Source organism: Mycobacterium gordonae (assembly GCF_017086405.1).
GTDB classification, from domain to species: Bacteria; Actinomycetota; Actinomycetes; order Mycobacteriales; family Mycobacteriaceae; genus Mycobacterium; species Mycobacterium gordonae_D.
Genome location: NZ_CP070973.1, coordinates 2787028 through 2803511, shown reverse-complemented (window position 1 = coordinate 2803511; position 16484 = coordinate 2787028). Strand labels below are relative to the sequence as shown.

Sequence of the window (16484 nt, the reverse complement as noted above, 5' to 3'; positions counted from 1 at the left end):
CTCATGATTGCTTCGCCCACTCGTCGGCCAGCAGCCGCCGGGTCTCGCGCAGCAGCTGCGGTATCACCTTGGACCCGCCGACAATGGTGATGAAGTTCGCGTCGCCGCCCCACCGGGGAACGACGTGCACGTGCAGATGCTCCGCCAGCGAGCCGCCCGCCGAGGTGCCAAGGTTCATGCCGACGTTGAATCCGTGCGGGCGCGACACCTTCTTGATCACGCGGATCGCCTTCTGGGTGAAGGCCATCACCTCGACGCTCTCGGCCTCGGTGAGGTCCTCGAGCTCCGACACCCGCCGGTAGGGCACCACCATCAGGTGGCCGGGGTTGTACGGATAGAGGTTCAGTACGGCGTAGACCAGCTCGCCGCGAGCGACCACGAGGCCCTCTTCGTCGGACATCTGCGGGATGTCGGTGAACGGCTCGCCACGGCTCGCTCTGTCCCTGCTTTCGGGCGCTTCGGCCAGGTAGTTCATCCGATACGGGGTCCACAGCCGCTGCAGATGGTCCCGCTGGCCGACGCCGCGGTCGTGGATCGTGTCGTCATCACTCATGGCCGGCCCCGGTCAATCCCTATCGCTCTGCGCGATTTTCACCAGTTCTGCTGTCGGCGCGGCATTTTCGCGGCGGGCGATCCAGTCGACGATGGCAGCGACCGCGCTGTCCCGGTGCACCCCGTTGATCTGGGTGCGGTCGCCGAACCGGAAACTCACCGCCCCGGCCTGCACGTCCCGGTCACCGGCCAGCAGCATGAACGGCACCTTCTGGTTGGTGTGGTTGACGATCTTCTTGGCCATCCGGTCGTCACTGGCATCGATCTCCACCCGAACCCCATGCGATTTCAGTTGCAGCGCAACGTCTTCCAGATAAGGAACGTGCTCGTCGGCCACCGGGATGCCGACCACCTGAACCGGGGCCAGCCACGCCGGGAACGCCCCTGCGTAGTGCTCGGTGAGGATGCCGAAGAACCGCTCGATGGAGCCGAACAACGCCCGGTGGATCAGCACCGGGCGTTTCCTGGACCCGTCGCTGGCGGTGTACTCCAGCTCGAAGCGGTCGGGCATGGTGAAGTCGACCTGCAGTGTCGACATCTGCCAACTGCGGCCCAGCGCGTCCTTGACCTGCACCGAGATCTTGGGTCCGTAGAACGCCGCGCCACCCGGGTCGGGCACCAGCTCCAGACCGGAGGCCTCGCCGACCTCGCGCAGGAGCGCGGTCGCCTCGTCCCACACCTCGTCGGAGCCGACGTACTTATCGGGGTCCTTGGTGGAGAGCTCCAAGTAGTAGTCGTCCAGGCCGTAGTCGGCCAGCAGGTCGAGCACGAACCGCAGCACCGAGGTCAACTCGTCGCGCATCTGGTCGAGGGTGCAGTAGATGTGGGAATCGTCCTGGGTCATCCCGCGCACCCGGGTCAGTCCGTGGATGACACCGGATTTCTCGTACCGGTAGACGCTGCCGAACTCGAAGAGCCGCAACGGAAGTTCGCGATACGACCGGCCGCGTGCCCGGTAGATCAGGTGGTGCATCGGGCAGTTCATCGGCTTGAGGTAGTAGTCCTGGCCGGGTTTGCGCACGGTGCCGTCGGGGTTGAACTCGGCATCGAGATGCATCGGCGGGTACATGCCGTCGGCGTACCACTCCAGATGGCCCGAGGTGATGTAGAGCTGTTCTTTGGTGATGTGCGGGGTGTTGACGAACTCGTAGCCGGCCTGCTCGTGCTTGCGCCGGGAGTACTCCTCGAGTTCCCGACGGATGATGCCGCCTTTCGGATGGAAAACCGCGAGGCCGGAACCGATTTCGTCCGGGAAGCTGAACAGGTCGAGTTCGACGCCCAGTTTGCGGTGATCACGGCGTTGAGCCTCGGCGATCAGCTCCAGGTGTGTGTCGAGTGCCTCCTGCGATTCCCACGCCGTGCCGTAGATGCGTTGCAGGCTGGCGTTGTTCTGATCACCCCGCCAGTACGCGGCCGAACTGCGGGTCAGCTTGAACGCGGGGATGTGTTTGGTGGTGGGGATGTGCGGGCCGCGGCACAGGTCGCCCCACACTCGTTCGCGGGTGCGCGGATTGAGGTTGTCGTAGGCGGTCAGCTCGTCGCCACCGACCTCCATGACATCCGGATCCCCGGACTTGTCATCGACGAGCTCGAGCTTGAACGGCTCGTTCGCCAGTTCCTCGCGGGCTTCGTCTTTGGACTCGAAGACCCGCCGGTCGAACAGCTGTCCCTCCTTGACGATCTGGCGCATCCGCTTTTCCAGCTTGTCCAGATCCTCGGGCGTGAACGGTTCGGCGACGTCGAAGTCGTAGTAGAAACCGTCGGCGATGGGCGGGCCGATGCCGAGCTTGGCATGCGGGAACAGGTCTTGGACGGCCTGGGCCAGCACATGGGCGGCCGAATGCCGGATCACGCTGCGGCCGTCGTCGGTGTTGGCTGCCACCGGGATCACCTCGACGTCGGCGTCCGGCACCCAGCTGAGGTCACGCAGTTTGCCGTCGGGGTCGCGCACCACCACGATCGCGTCGGGCGCACCCCTCCTCGGCAACCCGGCCTCGCCGACGGCAGCCGCCGCGGTGGTCCCGGCAGAAACCCGGATCGGGGCTTCGCGGGCTCCTGAGACGGGCTGTGCGGGGACGCTCATTGCGTGGTTCTCCATGGCTTGGGCAGGTGCGGGGGCATGGCGTAATCGATCGCGACCATGCTATCGGTGTCCACCGAGGCGAGCCCAAGCCGATGGCCCGGAGTGGTATCGAAGCGAGCGCGGGAGCTCCGCGGGCGAACGTCGCGTCAGGCCGCCGGCGGCCATTGCGGATCGGCGGCGCCCAGGGCCCCGGTGCGCGCGGGCACCAGCTGCCTGACCACCGGTGCCCGCCCGCGCTCGCCGCGCATCTTGTCGCGCAGTTTCGCCAACGTGAACCGATTCTTTTCGCCGTCATAGAACAAGCGCAAAGTGCGGACCGGGAAGTAACCCAACAACAGAATCGCGATCGTGCCCAGCGCCCCGCCGCTCTTGACGTGGTGCGCCCTGGTTGTCCGCAAATAGCGCATGGCGTACCGATAGAAATTGCGTGGCGAGTCCTCGATGCGCCGGCCGGATACACCGGCAACAAGCGTGGCGTCGTATTCGATCTCGAATTTGTTCTTGAACAATGCCAGGGCGAGGTCGATATCTTCATGCAGGCGGTCTTCGGGATCGAGCTGGGTGAGGTGACGGACAGCGCGCCACGCCGACGTGCGGATCGCCATATTCGAACCGAACAGAAAACGTTGGTCTGTTGCGGTCCTGTACAACCGGTCCCGAACGGCGCGATCAAGCCGAAAGACGGGCTGCTGGAATGGCATGTCGTAGTACCACACCGGGCCCGTCACGGCGCTGACGACGGGATTGCGGAACCGACGGCGGATCGTCTCGACCCAGTTGTCGGCGATGCTGGAATCGGCGTCGATGCGGCCGATCACGGTGCTGCGGACGTTATCGAAGCCATGGTTGCGAGTGGGCACGATGCCTTGACAGGCGTCCTGGTCCAGCAACCGAATGTCGACGAGAGGGTTTCGGGCTTGGAACCGGCGCACAATTTTTCTGGTGTCGTCGGTCGACCTGTTGTTGACGACGATTATTTCGTCGGGTGGAGAAGTCTGCCGAAGGCAGGATTCGAGGCACCTGCCGATGAAACGTTCCTCGTTATAGGCGGGAATGACGAGGGCGACGGAGACCGGTGATTCACCGGCGGGACGATTCGTAGGCCTTGCCGCATTGAAGATTTCGGTCATTGTCGCGATCCGCTATCCCTCGTGCCGTCTATTGCCGAGACACACCCCGGCACGATGCGGTGGGATGCCCAGTTCGATCAGCGATCGGCCACCGATCGAGCCTGATCAATATTCGACACCTATGCAATCATTTGTCAAGGAGATTGTTTTTGAAGGATATTCAATTGAAGATGCGGATTGTCCCGTTGTTTTTTGACGTCAGGGCTGCCCCGGTTTAAGGCGCACGAACAGCGCGTCGGCTTCGGTCAGCAGTGTGTCGCCGTCCCGCAGGCGGCCGGACACAAAGATCTTGCGTCCGTCCTCGCTGTCGACTCCGGCGTCGAACTGCAACTCCTTTTCGATCGGAACGATGTTGCGGTAGTTGATCTTGAGGTAGGCCGTGCGCTGGCGGCGACTACCGGTGAGCACCGACGCCGTCAGCCCGAGCACCGTGTCGAAGAGCATGCCGAGCGACCCGCCGTGCACGGCGCCGTTGCGCCCGAGGTGGAACCGGGCGAACCGCGCCCAGCCCTCGATCCGGCCGTCATCCGTCTGGCGCGCGTTCATGGGTATGGTCAGGACATTCCCGCGCATCGGCAGGTCCATCCGGCGACCGGACGGCGATTGCCACTCGTCGGCGTCGAACGGCGCCAGCAGCGCCGAGAGTTCTTCGAGCCGGTCAGCGGCTTCGGTGATCACCGCATCGGGGGCGTCGACGGCGCGGGCATGATCCTGCAGCTTGCGCACCGCCTCAATGAAGCGGTGGTAGTCCGGGCCACCCTTGTCGGTCGGTTCGGGCGGGTTGAAACCCCCGCCGGAGTGCGGGGCCCGGTCTTGTGTCACCAGGACACCGTATTCGACCCCGACCCGGCTGCCGGCTAGCCGGGTTGGCCAGAGGCGCCCTGCCCACCAGCCTTTCCAGCGGCGCCGTCAACGCCGACACCGGATAACCCGAATCCACCCTTGCCTCCGGCGGCGAGCGCACCCCCAGCGCCACCCTGCCCACCTGCGCCACCGCCACTGGCCGCACCGTTGGTACCCGTGTGACCGAACAACATGCCCGCCGAACCACCGATGCCCCCACCCCCGCTGCCACCACCGTCGCCTCCGGTGCCTCCGGTACCGCCGTCTCCACCCGCGCCGCCCGGGCCGCCCTCACCATTGAAGATGCCCGAACCACTGCCCCCAGCGCCGCCCGCCCCACCCGAACCGCCGACGCCGCCAGTGCCGCCCAACCCACCAACACCGGCATTGCCGCCAACACCGCCGTCGCCGATCAGCAGTCCGCCACGCCCGCCGTTGCCGCCGTCACCGCCGATTCCGCCGAGCCCGCCGGTGCCGCCGACGCCTCCCCCGCCGCCGGCACCACCCGTACCTCCGATGCCGTTACCTGCGCCGGCACCGCCGGATCCGCCGTCGCCGCCCACACCGGCGGATCCTCCGACTGCTCCTGTTCCACCGACGCCGCCCGCACCACCCTGACCGCCGGCGCCGCCGTTGCCGATCAGCAAACCGCCGGCACCACCGTTACCACCCGTGCCGCCGACTCCACCCGTGCCGCCTGATGCCCCGGTGCCACCGCCGCCACCCTGGCCTCCGCCACCGCCTAATGCTTGGGACGAACCAGAGTTGCTGATCGAAGCACCCCCGGCACCACCGGCACCGCCGGCACCACCGGGCGCACTGCCGATGTTCCCGTTGCCGCCCGCACCCCCTTGAGCGGTACCAGCACCGGCAATTGCAACCCCACCGAAGCCGCCGGTTCCGCCATTTCCACCGCTGCCTCCTATGCCGCCATTACCGGCAGAAGCGTTCCCCAGTGCGTCACCGAAAATTCCGGCGAAACCGCCGTCGCCGCCGGTGCCGCCGGTGGACCCCAGCCCGGTGTCTCCGCCGTCCCCGCCAGGACCGCCGGTCAGATTGCCATTGACTCCTTGCGAGATGGCGACGGTCCCGGTGGTGCCGGTGGCGCCGGTCCCGCTGATCGTCGGGTTGGTGCCGGTCGCCCCGGTAAGGCCGGTGCCGCCCTGACCGCCCACGCCCCCGTCGCCGAACAAGAAGGCGTTGCCACCGCTGCCGCCGTGGCCGGCAAGACCGCCCTTGACACCCGCCGTCGCGGCCCCGCCGGTTCCGCCCGCACCGCCGTTACCGAACAGCAGTCCACCGGTGCCACCCGAACCACCCGCCGCACCGGCGCCACCAGTGCCGCCCGCGCCACCGTTGCCTAGCAGGCCCGCGGGTCCCCCATTGCCACCCACCTGACCTGGCAGGCCGTCGCCGCCACGGCCGCCGTTACCGAACAGCAAACCGCCTGCGCCGCCATTCTGCCCCGGTCCGCCGTTAGTTCCGTCGCCGATCAGCGGTCGCCCGAGCAATGCCTGGGTCGGCGCGTTGACCACTCCGAGTATCTGCTGCTCCACGACCTGTAACGGCGAAGCGTTGGCGGCCTCGGCACCCGCGTAGGTGCCGGCCCCGACGGTCAGTGCCTGCACAAAGTGCGCATGAAAAGTCGCCGCCTGCGTGCTGACGGATTGATACGCCCGCGCGTACCCACCAAACAGGTCTGCGATAGCTGCCGATACCTCGTCGGCACCGGCAGCCAGTACCGAGGTGGTCGGGCCTACCGCAGCCGCGCCGGCACCGGCCAGAGCATGACCGATTCGGTCCACATCCGATGCCGCCGCAGACAACAACTCCGGCATTGCAACTACATAGGACACGAGAACCTCCCGCAAATGTGAGTAGGGGTTGGATAAACACGAACGGTCGACATCCGATCGGTCAGCGCGGGTGTCAACGCGGATAGGGAACAAGGCCCCTTACACGGCACGGCACTCCGAGGCCCTGCAGGCCCCATTCGAAGCCACACACCAGCTAGCCGTGTTGGCCGGGTGCTCCGTCGTCACCGACGTCGCCGTTCGCGCCGATGGCGCCATTCGACGACGAACCGAACCCCTTAGACCCACCCTTCCCTGACGCACCGCCAACACCACCGCCGCCCCCAAGACCACCCTGACCAGCACTACCGTTCACGCCCGCTTCGCCGAACAGCACACCGCCCGCACCGCCGAGGCCCCCGAGGCTGCTGCCGCCTCCGGTGCCCCCGGTACCGCCGGTTCCCCCATCACCACCGCCACCTCCGGAACCGCCGGCGCCGGAGACGACGGTCCCGGTGGCGCCACCGCCGCTACCACCGAACCCGCCCGCCCCACCGCCGCCACCGACGCCGCCGACGCCACCGACGCCCGCGGTTCCGCCCGCACCGCCGTTGCCCACCAGGAATCCACCGGCACCGCCGTTGCCGCCTCGACCGCCGGATCCGCCGGTGCCTCCCATGCCGCCGGTGCCGCCGTCGCCGCCGTTACCGCCATTGGCTCCGTTCGCGCCGGTACTGCCACCGACGGCCGTCGCCTTCCCGCCGGCGCCCGCGTCGCCACCGTCACCGCCCGCCGCGCCGGCTCCCCCGCTGCCGCCCTGGCCGCCGGTGCCCCCGCGGCCGCCCTGACCAACGAACATCCCGCCGTGGCCACCGTCGCCGCCGGCACCACCAGCGCCGCCGGCACCACCTGCGCTGCCGGCGCCACCGGCACCCCCGCTACCGCCGGCTCCGGCAAAACCACCGGCTCCGACGCTGTCGGCATTACCGCCGTTGCCACCGGCACCCCCGAACCCGCCGAGCGCTTGGGCGCTGGCTCCATCTCCACCGAGGCCGCCGATGGCACTACCGTTGCCGCCGAAGGCTGTTCCGCCGTCACCGCCGGCGCCGCCGTTACCACCCGCGCCACCAGTGCCGCCGTTGCCGGCAAGCGCGAAATTCGTGAGGGAGTGCGCACTGCCACCTTTTCCTCCGACGCCGCCGGTGGAGCTGAGGCCGCCGTCACCGCCGGTGGCGCCGGAGGTGCCACGAGCGCTGCCGCTCACAGAATCGCTTAAGCCCGGCACCCCCGTAGCGGTTGCACCGCCGACTAGCGGATTCACCCCGGTGGCCCCCGCCAGCCCGGTACCACCCTGCCCGCCTGCACCGCCGTCGCCGAACAACAGGGCATTGCCACCGTGACCGCCCTGGCCGGGATTGCCGCCATTGATGCCGGCGAGAGCGGCGCCTCCCTGCCCGCCGGCGCCGCCGTTGCCGAACAGCCATCCGCCGCTGCCGCCGTTGCCGCCTACCGCACCGGCTCCGCCCTGGCCGCCGGCACCGCCAGTTCCGATCAGGCCCGCCGCACCGCCGTTGCCGCCCACCTGGCCGGGCAGTCCGGCACCTCCACGTCCGCCGTTGCCGTATAGCAATCCTCCGGCGCCGCCGTTACGGCCCGGTGCGCCATCAGCCCCGTCGCCGATCAACGGTCGCCCCAGTAGTGCCTGGGTTGGTGCGTTCACCGCGCCGAGGACGAGTTGGTCGATGCTGGCGGCCTCGGCACTTGCGTAGGCCAGGGCGCCGGCATTGAGAGCCTGCACGAACTGAGCATGAAATGCGGCCCCTTGCGCACTAATGGCTTGATAGGCGTGCGCATGCACGCCGAACACGGCCGCAATTGCCGTCGAGACCTCGTCGGCCCCGGCCGCCAACACCTCGGCGGTCGGGGTGAAAGCTATCGCGTTGGCGGCACTCAGCGCCGAACGGATGCGTGCGAGATCCGTTGCGGCGGTATCCAACACCTGCGGAGCGGCAATGAGAAACGACACGGCAGCCTCCAATCACGCCCTGTTCCCGAATTCGGGCAGAGGTATTGTGCGCTGCGCCACATGGATCTGTTCACGTTTCGGAGTGAAAACGAATCAAGCACATCGAGTCGATGCAATTAAATTCAATTGCTTTGTGCGGCACCCGCCGCCGACAATGCGTCGAATTCCTCATCGCTGAGCGTGATCTCGGCGGCGGCGACGTTCTCTTCCAGATGCGCCACCCGCGAAGTGCCCGGGATCGGCAGCATCACCGGCGCCCGCTTGAGCAACCACGCCAGGGCCAGCTGCGAGGGCGTCGCCCCGTGCGCGGCGGCGATCTTCTGCAACGGCCCGTCCGGCGCCGCCAGCGGGCCCGACGCCAACGGGAACCACGGAATGAAGCCGATGCCCTGGGCGGTCGCCGCGTCCAGCAGGGGATCGGCCTTGCGCGACGTCAGGTTGTACATGTTCTGCACCGACACGATCGGCGCAATCTCGCGCGCGGCATTGAGTTGATCCACGTCGATCTCGGACAGACCGATGTGGCGGATCTTGCCTTCGCCCTGCAACCTGACCAACTCCCCGAGTTGGTCGGCCAGCGCAAAGTTCGGGTCGATGCGGTGCAACTGGTAGAGGTCGATGGTCTCGACGCCGAGACGCCGCAGGCTCATCTCGCATTCCTGGCGCAGATAGCTCGGATTGCCAAGGGGGATCCACACATTCGGACCGGTGCGCAATAAGCCGGCCTTGGTGGCGATCACCAGCCCGCTGTACGGGTGCAGCGCTTCGTGGATGATCTCCTCGGAAACGTAGGGGCCGTACGAATCCGCGGTGTCGATGAAATTCACACCCAGCTCAACTGCGCGCCGCAGCACCCGCACGCACTCGTCGCGGTCGGCGGGCGGGCCCCACACGCCCGCACCCGTCAGGCGCATCGCGCCGAAGCCGAGTCGATTAACCGTCAGGTCACTGCCGAGTGTGAAACTTTCGGATACGTGAGCAGCCACCCTTGCGACCGTACCCGCGTTCCCTGCGCGAGATCCGGTCAGCCGAACACCGGAGCGACGAACCGGCGCACGATCGCCTCTTCCCCACCCTCGATCTCGGTGACCGGCCAGTACAACAGACCGAGCACCACTCTCACCATCCACAGCGCTGCCAGGGGGTCATCACCAGGAAGCCCGGCGATGGTGGCGGCCGCCGCCGGGATGCGCGGCGACCCGATCAGCGTCTGCTCGATGAGGCGGGCCGTCGCCGTGGCCGCACCCACCGCCGCGAACAGCGGATGCGCACGAAGTACCTTGAGCGACATCAGGATCGCGGCGACCATTCGCTCTTCTGCCGGAATGGATTCGACCGATTCCGCGACCATTTCCGCGACCTGCGTCGTCGCCCGGATCAGAAGTGCGTCCCGGATGGCCTCGATGCCACCGGTGTGCCGATACACCGTGGCCCGCGAACACCCGACATTGCGCGCAATGAGGTCGATGCTGAGCCGGTCGAAGCCCCGCGACTCGACCAGAGCGCCCGCGGCGTCATAGATTCGCTCTCGCGCGTTGTGATGCCGATCTCCGGCCAGCCAATCCACGCGACCGATAGTAACGACTCGAACCCCCGCGGCGGCGCCATTTGTGATCAAATATCACGACCCCGCTCGAATGCCAGTCAGGGCAGTTGTATAGCGTCGCGGTCGTGTCGCCGGCACCAATCCCGGGCCCTTGAAGCCTGTCGATCAATATGTCTCGCAATGAGACGTCGTCGAGCCCACCTGCCCGCAAAATCACTGGTCGCAGAGTCGCCGTGAGACGGCGAGACGGCATCGAATTCACCACCGGTTATTGATATCCCTAACCGCCTTGACACCTACAATTCCAACACCGAATGATGTTGTCATGCAAACCAATTCAGCTGCTTCGCGATCCCTTGGCGAGGCGCTGGATGTCCGTTGCCCACGCGCCGAGCGGTCAGGATCAGCGTTCAACCGCAGGGGCTTTCGGGGTAGCCGTACGCCGGCTCACGAATAGCGAATCCGCAAAGGTTTCGAGACACGGGTGATCCGGACTACGGCACCTTAATCGGCGCCATCGCGCCGCCCCCCGCGCCCGGCAACTCCGGTGACGGACTTACCTCGGGCGCTACGCAAACCAGCGCACGACTATTTGGCGCCGAGCCGAACCCACCGGAGTGGAGGATTGTCATGTCTTTGTTGATCGCTGCGCCACAATTCATGGCGGCGACTGCGGCAGATCTCACCCGTGTCGGCTGGGCGGTCAGTGAGGCGAACGCGGCGGCGGCGATGTCGACCACCGCGTTGGCCGCCGCCGCACAGGATGAGGTGTCCACCGCGATTGCGGCGCTGTTCGGCCAGCTCGGTCAGGAGTATCAGGCGGTCGGAGCCCGGGTAGCCGCTGTCCACGAGCGGTTCGTGGCGGCCTTGACCGGTGCCGCGCACTCGTATGCGAGCGCCGAAGTCGCCGCCGCCGAACAGCTGTTCTCCCAGCTGGTCAACGCGCCCGCGCAGGGCTTACTGGGGCGCCCGCTGTTCGGCAACGGCGCCGACGGCATGGTGCCCGGACAGGCCGGCGGCGCCGGAGGACTGCTGTGGGGCAACGGCGGTAACGGAGCTGCCGGTGTCGCCGACGGCGTGGCCGGCGGCGCGGGCGGTGCTGCGGGCCTGATCGGCCGCGGCGGAACCGGCGGGCCGGGCGGGGCCGGTGCCACTGGCGGTGCCGGCGGTCGCGGCGGGTTGCTCTTCGGTTCCGGCGGCACTGGTGGCGCCGGCGGCGTCGCGCTGACGGCCGGGGCCGTGGGAGGAACCGGGGGCGCCGGGGGCGCCGGCGGCATGCTGTGGGGCAACGGCGGGGGCGGGGGTGCGGGCGGAACAGCCGCCACCCTGGACGCACTCGCCGGTGCTGGCGGCCAGGGTGGTCGGGCCGTCATGTTGGGCAACGGAGGGGCGGGCGGGACCGGCGGCGCCGGCGCGGCCGGGACCGCCGGTCTTGCCGCCGGTGCGGGTACCGGCGGGGCCGGAACGGCCGGGGGCAATGGCGGCAATGGCGGCGCGGGCGGCGACGGCGGATCCGGTGGTTGGCTGGCCGGCAACGGCGGCTTCGGCGGTGCCGGTGGTGCCGGTGGCCAAGGGGGCGCCGGCGGGGCGGGCGGCAGCGGCGCTGACGCGCTGCTGGCCGGCGCGACCGGCCATGCCGGCGGAAACGGTGCCGACGGCGGGGCCGGCGGGGCAGGCGGCGAAGGGGGCAGGGGCGGCAGCGGCGGCCTGTTCGGCGTCGACCGTGGACACGCCATCGGTGGCATCGGTGGGGCCGGCGGCAGCGGAGGTGTGGCCGGCAACGGCGGCGCCGGCGGCGACGGCACGGCGGGCAACGTCACCGGCGGCGCCGGCGGTCAAGGGGGCAACCCGGGCAGCGGCGGGGCGGGCGGGGCCGGCGGCACCGGCGCTTCGGCGGGTGCGCACGGACTCACACCCACCAGCGGCGGTGACGGCGGTGACGGCGGACGCGGCGCCGACGCCCTCACCCCGGGAGCCACCGGCGCGGCCGGCGGTCGAGGTGGCGACGGCGGTCTGGTCGGTAACGGCGGCACTGGCGGGCGCGGCGGCAACGGTGCGGCCGGCACCCCCGGCGTCAATGCCGCCGCACCCGGCCACACCGGCCACACCGGCCACACCGGCGGCGCCGGCGGTACCGGAGGTGACGGCGGGCGCGGCGGCGCCCTGGCCGGCGATGGCGGGGCCGGCGGCGCGGGCGGAACTGGCGGTACCGGAGGTGACGGCGGAGCCGGCAGCAAAGGCGCCGACGCCACCGGAGCCGGTTCGGCCGGCATGAGCGGCGGTGACGGCGGCAGCGGTGGATCCGGCGGGGTTGGTGGGGCAGGCGGCCGGGGCGGCGCGGCCCAGTCCGCCACGGGCCACAGCGGCACGCGGGGAGCCGGCGGCGCAGGCGGCACCGGTGGCACCGGCGGGAGCGCCGGAGACGGCGGCACCGGCGGCACCGGCGTCACGTCGGTCAACGGCGGGATCGGCGGCGCCGGCGGTAACGGCGGCGACCCAGGCGCAGGTGGCAGCGGCGGCGCAGGTGGCAGCGGTTCCACCACCGGCGCACAAGGCGCCACCGGCAACTCCGCCACGACCGGCGGCAACGGCGGCACCGGCGGACGCGGCGCCGATGCCACCACGGCGGGAGCCACCGGGGCGTCCGGCGGCAACGGAGGTGACGGCGGCCTGGTCGGCAACGGCGGAAACGGCGGACGCGGCGGAAACGGCGCGGCCGGCATCACCGGTGGCGACGCCGCCACGCCCGGCGGCACCGGCAGCACCGGCCACACCGGCGGCGCCGGCGGCACCGGCGGCACCGGCGGTCGCGGCGGCACCCAGGCCGGCGACGGCGGAGCGGGCGGTGCGGGCGGAACCGGCGGCGACGGCGGAACCGGCGGCACCGGCGGGAAGGGCGCCGACGCCACCCAACCCGGCACCGCCGGCAAGACCGGCGGCAACGGCGGCACCGGCGGCACCGGCGGCACCGGCGGCGACGGCGGCCAAGGCGGTGTCGCCCAATCGGCCACCGGCCACAGCGGTAACCGGGGAGCCGGTGGCGTCGGCGGCAACGGCGGCACCGGCGGCATCGCCGGAGACGGCGGCACCGGCGCCAACGGCGTCACGTCGGTCAACGGCGGGATCGGCGGCGCCGGCGGTAACGGCGGCGACCCAGGCGCAGGTGGCAGCGGCGGCGCAGGTGGCAGCGGTTCCACCACCGGCGCACAAGGCGCCACCGGCAACTCCGCCACCACCGGCGGCAACGGCGGCACCGGCGGGCGCGGCGCCGACGCGGCCACAACGGGCGGCACCGGGGCGGCCGGCGGCAGAGGTGGCAACGGCGGGCTGGTCGGCAACGGCGGCACCGGCGGCTCCGGCGGCACCGGCGGAACAGGAGGCGCCGGCAGCGCTGCGGTCGCCTTCGGCGATTCGGGCAACCCCGGTAAGACCGGCGGGACCGGAGGAGCCGGCGGCGTCGGTGGCAACGGCGGCACTCTGGCAGGTAACGGCGGTGCGGGCGGAACCGGCGGGACCGGCGGGGTGGGTGGCGCCGGTGGTGACGGGCAATTGGGTCTCTCTGGCTGGTTCATGCCAGATGGCCAGAACGGCGGCAGCGGCGGAGCCGGCGGAACCGGTGGGACAGGCGGCGCGGGTGGCGTCGGCGGCCTCGCACTGTCGGCCACCGGAAAGAACGGCGTCCAGGGCATGGGTGGGACCGGTGGCAGCGGCGGGGCCGGCGGAGCACCCGGCGATGGCGGTGACGGCGGTAGTGGCGACTGGACCATCAACAACGGCGTCGGCGGGAAAGGCGGCAACGGTGGAAACCCGGGCGCCGGCGGAGCGGGCGGGGCCGGCGGGGCGGGCTCGGTCACCGGCAAGCAAGGCGCCACCGGCAGCACTCTTACCAGTGGCGGCCACGGCGGCAACGGCGGCGCCGGCGCCGACGCCGTCACGCCGGGCGGCAACGGCGCCGCCGGGGGCCGGGGAGGCAACGGCGGCCTGGTCGGCGACGGCGGGACGGGCGGCACCGGCGGGACGGGCGGCACCGGCAGCACGGGCGCTGCCACCAGCGCAGGCGGAACCGGAAACATCGGCGGTGTGGGTGGCACCGGCGGGGCAGGTGGCCAGGGCGGAAATGGCGGGACGCTGGCGGGCAACGGTGGAGCCGGCGGGACCGGCGGCACCGGCGGCACCGGCGGCACCGGCGGCACCGGCGGGCGCGGCACGGACGGCGCCACGTTCGGCGCGGCCGGCGGTGACGGCGGCGATGGCGGTAAGGGTGGTTTCGGTGGGGTCGGCGGTGCCGGTGGGGCCGGCGGGATCGCTCAGTCCGCAGTAGGCAAGGCCGGCAGCCAGGGCGCCGGCGGCGCCGGCGGCAGCGGCGGTAACGGCGGCGCTGCCGGCGACGGCGGCAATGGCGCGACGAACACCAATGCCGGTGTCGGCGGTGCGGGCGGCGACGGCGGTGACCCGGGCGCCGGTGGCACCGGCGGAGCCGGCGGAGCCGGCTCCAGCACCGGCAAACAGGGTGCCACCGGCAAGGCCGCCACAACCGGCGGCAACGGGGGCACGGGCGGCAACGGCGGGTTTGCCGGCACCCCAGGTGGCACCGGTGGCGCCGGCGGCAAAGGCGGCAACGGCGGCCTGGTCGGCAACGGCGGCGCCGGCGGCAACGGCGGCGCAGGTGGACAGGGCCTTTCGGGCACCACGGCCACCACCCCTGGCGCATCGGGAGGCGCCGCAGACCCCGGCGGGACCGGCGGCGTCGGAGGCGCGGGTGGCCTGGGCGGTTCGCAGGCAGGCAATGGCGGCGCTGGCGGAACCGGCGGTGTGGGCGGAGTCGGGGGCACCGGGGGGACGGGTGCCCACGGGTTCGACGCCACCGCCGCGGGTTCTGCGGGCGGAAAGGGCGGCGGCGGCGGCGCCGGAGGTGCCGGCGGTAAAGGTGGCGCCGGCGGAGCCGGCGGTCAAGCACTGGCCGCTTTAGGCAACGGCGGCAGCCAAGGCGCTGGTGGAGCCGGCGGGACCGGTGGCACCGCGGGAACCGCCGGTAACGGCGGGCGCGGCGCCGACGGTGACCTGAACATCAACGGCGGTATCGGCGGACGCGGTGGCGACGGCGGCGATCCCGGCGCCGGCGGAGCCGGCGGGGCCGGCGGGACCGGGTCGACGACCGGCAAGCAAGGCGCCACCGGCAGCATTCCCACCACCGGCGGCAACGGAGGAACCGGCGGCAACGGCGCCGACGCGACCACACCGGGCGGAAACGGCGCGGCCGGCGGCAGCGGCGGCGACGGCGGGCGGGTCGGCAACGGCGGAACCGGCGGAAAGGGTGGCGCCGGGGCGCACGGCGCGGACGGCAAGAATGGCCACGCCCCCGGCTTCCGGGGTACCGACGCCGGTCACGGCGGGATCGGCGGGGCGGGCGGAACGGGCGGCAAGGGCGGCTCGTCAGCCGGCAACGGCGGGACAGGCGGCGCCGGCGGAATCGGCGGCAACGGCGGCGTCGGCGGAGACGGCGTCGATGGTTCGCCTGGCCTCAATCCCGGCGAATCAGGTCAGAGCGGCGGCTCCGGTGGGCGTGGCGGCGACGGCGGCGGCGGCGGTGCCGGCGGTGCCGGCGGCGCGGCCCAAGCCGCGACCGGGAAAGCCGGGATTCTGGGTGCCGGCGGAGACGGCGGCACCGGCGGCAACGGCGGCACCCCCGGTGACGGCGGCGCCGGCGCCGACGGCAAAGCCGGTGGTGACGGCGGCGGCTACGGCGGTGACGGCGGGTATGCGAGCAAGGGCGGCGCCGGCGGCATTGGCGGTGCCGGCTCCACCGCGGGCAAGACGGGTGCGGCGGGCGTGCAACAAACCGGCGGTAACGGGGCTCGCGGGGGTGACGGCGGCGGGGCCGGCGTGTCTGGCTTCGGCGGCATGGGCGGCTACGGCGGACAGGGCGGCGACGGCGCAACGGGCGGCCGCGGCGGCGACGCCGGCAATGGTGGGGTCGGAGGCCTGTTCGGCGCCGGGGGCGATGGCGGCCGGGGCGGCATGGGCGGCTACGGCCAAGCCGGCGACGGTGGTGACGCCGGCGACGGCGGCAATGGCGGCAAGGGATCGCGCGGAGAAGGCAACGGTGGCGCCGGCGGCGACGGCGGAACCGGGACGACGGGCGGCCGCGGGGGCAACGGCGGCAAGGGCGCCGACGGACTCGGCGGAGAAGGCAACGGTACGGGTGGCACTGGTGGCGACGGCGGCGCCGGCGGCCACGGCTTGACCGGAGCAGGCGGCCGAGGCGGCGACGGCGGTGCCGGCGGTATGGGCGGCAGCGGCCCGCTGCCGCCCTTCGGCCAGGGAGGCTCAGCGGGTGGCAAGGGAGGCGATGGCGGAAACGGCGGCGACGGCAACATCCTCGGCAACCTCATACCCGGCAGCGTCGGCGGAACAGGCCGGGAAGGCCTTCCCCCCAACGACTTCAGCGGTGCGGGCGGCAGCGGGGGGGCCGGCGGCACCGGCGGATCCGGCGGCGGCGCCTGAGCGGACT

At 71.4% G+C, this 16484-nt stretch carries 9 protein-coding genes; 1 reads left to right on the top strand and 8 read right to left on the bottom strand.

All coding sequences use genetic code 11. The features are described from left to right. Position 1: 1 nt before the first annotated feature. The 8 genes from JX552_RS12070 to JX552_RS12035 form a co-directional block, all read right to left on the bottom strand. Entirely contained in the window at positions 2 to 553 is a 552-nt protein-coding gene (locus JX552_RS12070) for an ATP adenylyltransferase (protein WP_205877627.1), read from the bottom strand. Between the two features lie 12 nt (positions 554 to 565). Further along, positions 566 to 2635, bottom strand: coding sequence for a threonine--tRNA ligase (thrS, locus tag JX552_RS12065; RefSeq protein WP_205877626.1), 2070 nt, complete (start codon positions 2633 to 2635; stop codon positions 566 to 568). 146 nt (positions 2636 to 2781) lie between these two features. Next, complete coding sequence (locus JX552_RS12060; protein WP_205877625.1) at positions 2782 to 3765, bottom strand: glycosyltransferase family 2 protein; 984 nt, start codon at positions 3763 to 3765, stop codon at positions 2782 to 2784. 198 nt (positions 3766 to 3963) lie between these two features. Then, positions 3964 to 4587 (bottom strand): PaaI family thioesterase, encoded by a 624-nt coding sequence (locus JX552_RS12055; RefSeq protein WP_205877624.1) that lies wholly within the window; start codon positions 4585 to 4587, stop codon positions 3964 to 3966. A 35-nt stretch (positions 4588 to 4622) separates the two neighbouring features. Next, positions 4623 to 6464 (bottom strand): PE family protein, encoded by a 1842-nt coding sequence (locus tag JX552_RS12050; protein ID WP_241011014.1) that lies wholly within the window; start codon positions 6462 to 6464, stop codon positions 4623 to 4625. Positions 6465 to 6618: 154 nt separating this feature from the next. After that, positions 6619 to 8427, bottom strand: coding sequence for a PE family protein (locus JX552_RS12045; protein WP_205877623.1), 1809 nt, complete (start codon positions 8425 to 8427; stop codon positions 6619 to 6621). 122 nt (positions 8428 to 8549) lie between these two features. Next, the gene (locus tag JX552_RS12040) at positions 8550 to 9413 is read right to left on the bottom strand and encodes an aldo/keto reductase (protein WP_205877622.1); all 864 of its coding nucleotides are present in this window, start codon (positions 9411 to 9413) and stop codon (positions 8550 to 8552) included. A gap of 38 nt (positions 9414 to 9451) precedes the next feature. Continuing rightward, the gene (locus tag JX552_RS12035; protein ID WP_205877621.1) at positions 9452 to 9994 is read right to left on the bottom strand and encodes a TetR/AcrR family transcriptional regulator; all 543 of its coding nucleotides are present in this window, start codon (positions 9992 to 9994) and stop codon (positions 9452 to 9454) included. 609 nt (positions 9995 to 10603) lie between these two features. On the opposite strand from JX552_RS12035, the gene JX552_RS12030 reads away from it, so the two are divergent. Further along, positions 10604 to 16477 (top strand): PE family protein, encoded by a 5874-nt coding sequence (locus tag JX552_RS12030; protein ID WP_205877620.1) that lies wholly within the window; start codon positions 10604 to 10606, stop codon positions 16475 to 16477. The last annotated feature ends 7 nt before the right edge of the window (positions 16478 to 16484 follow it).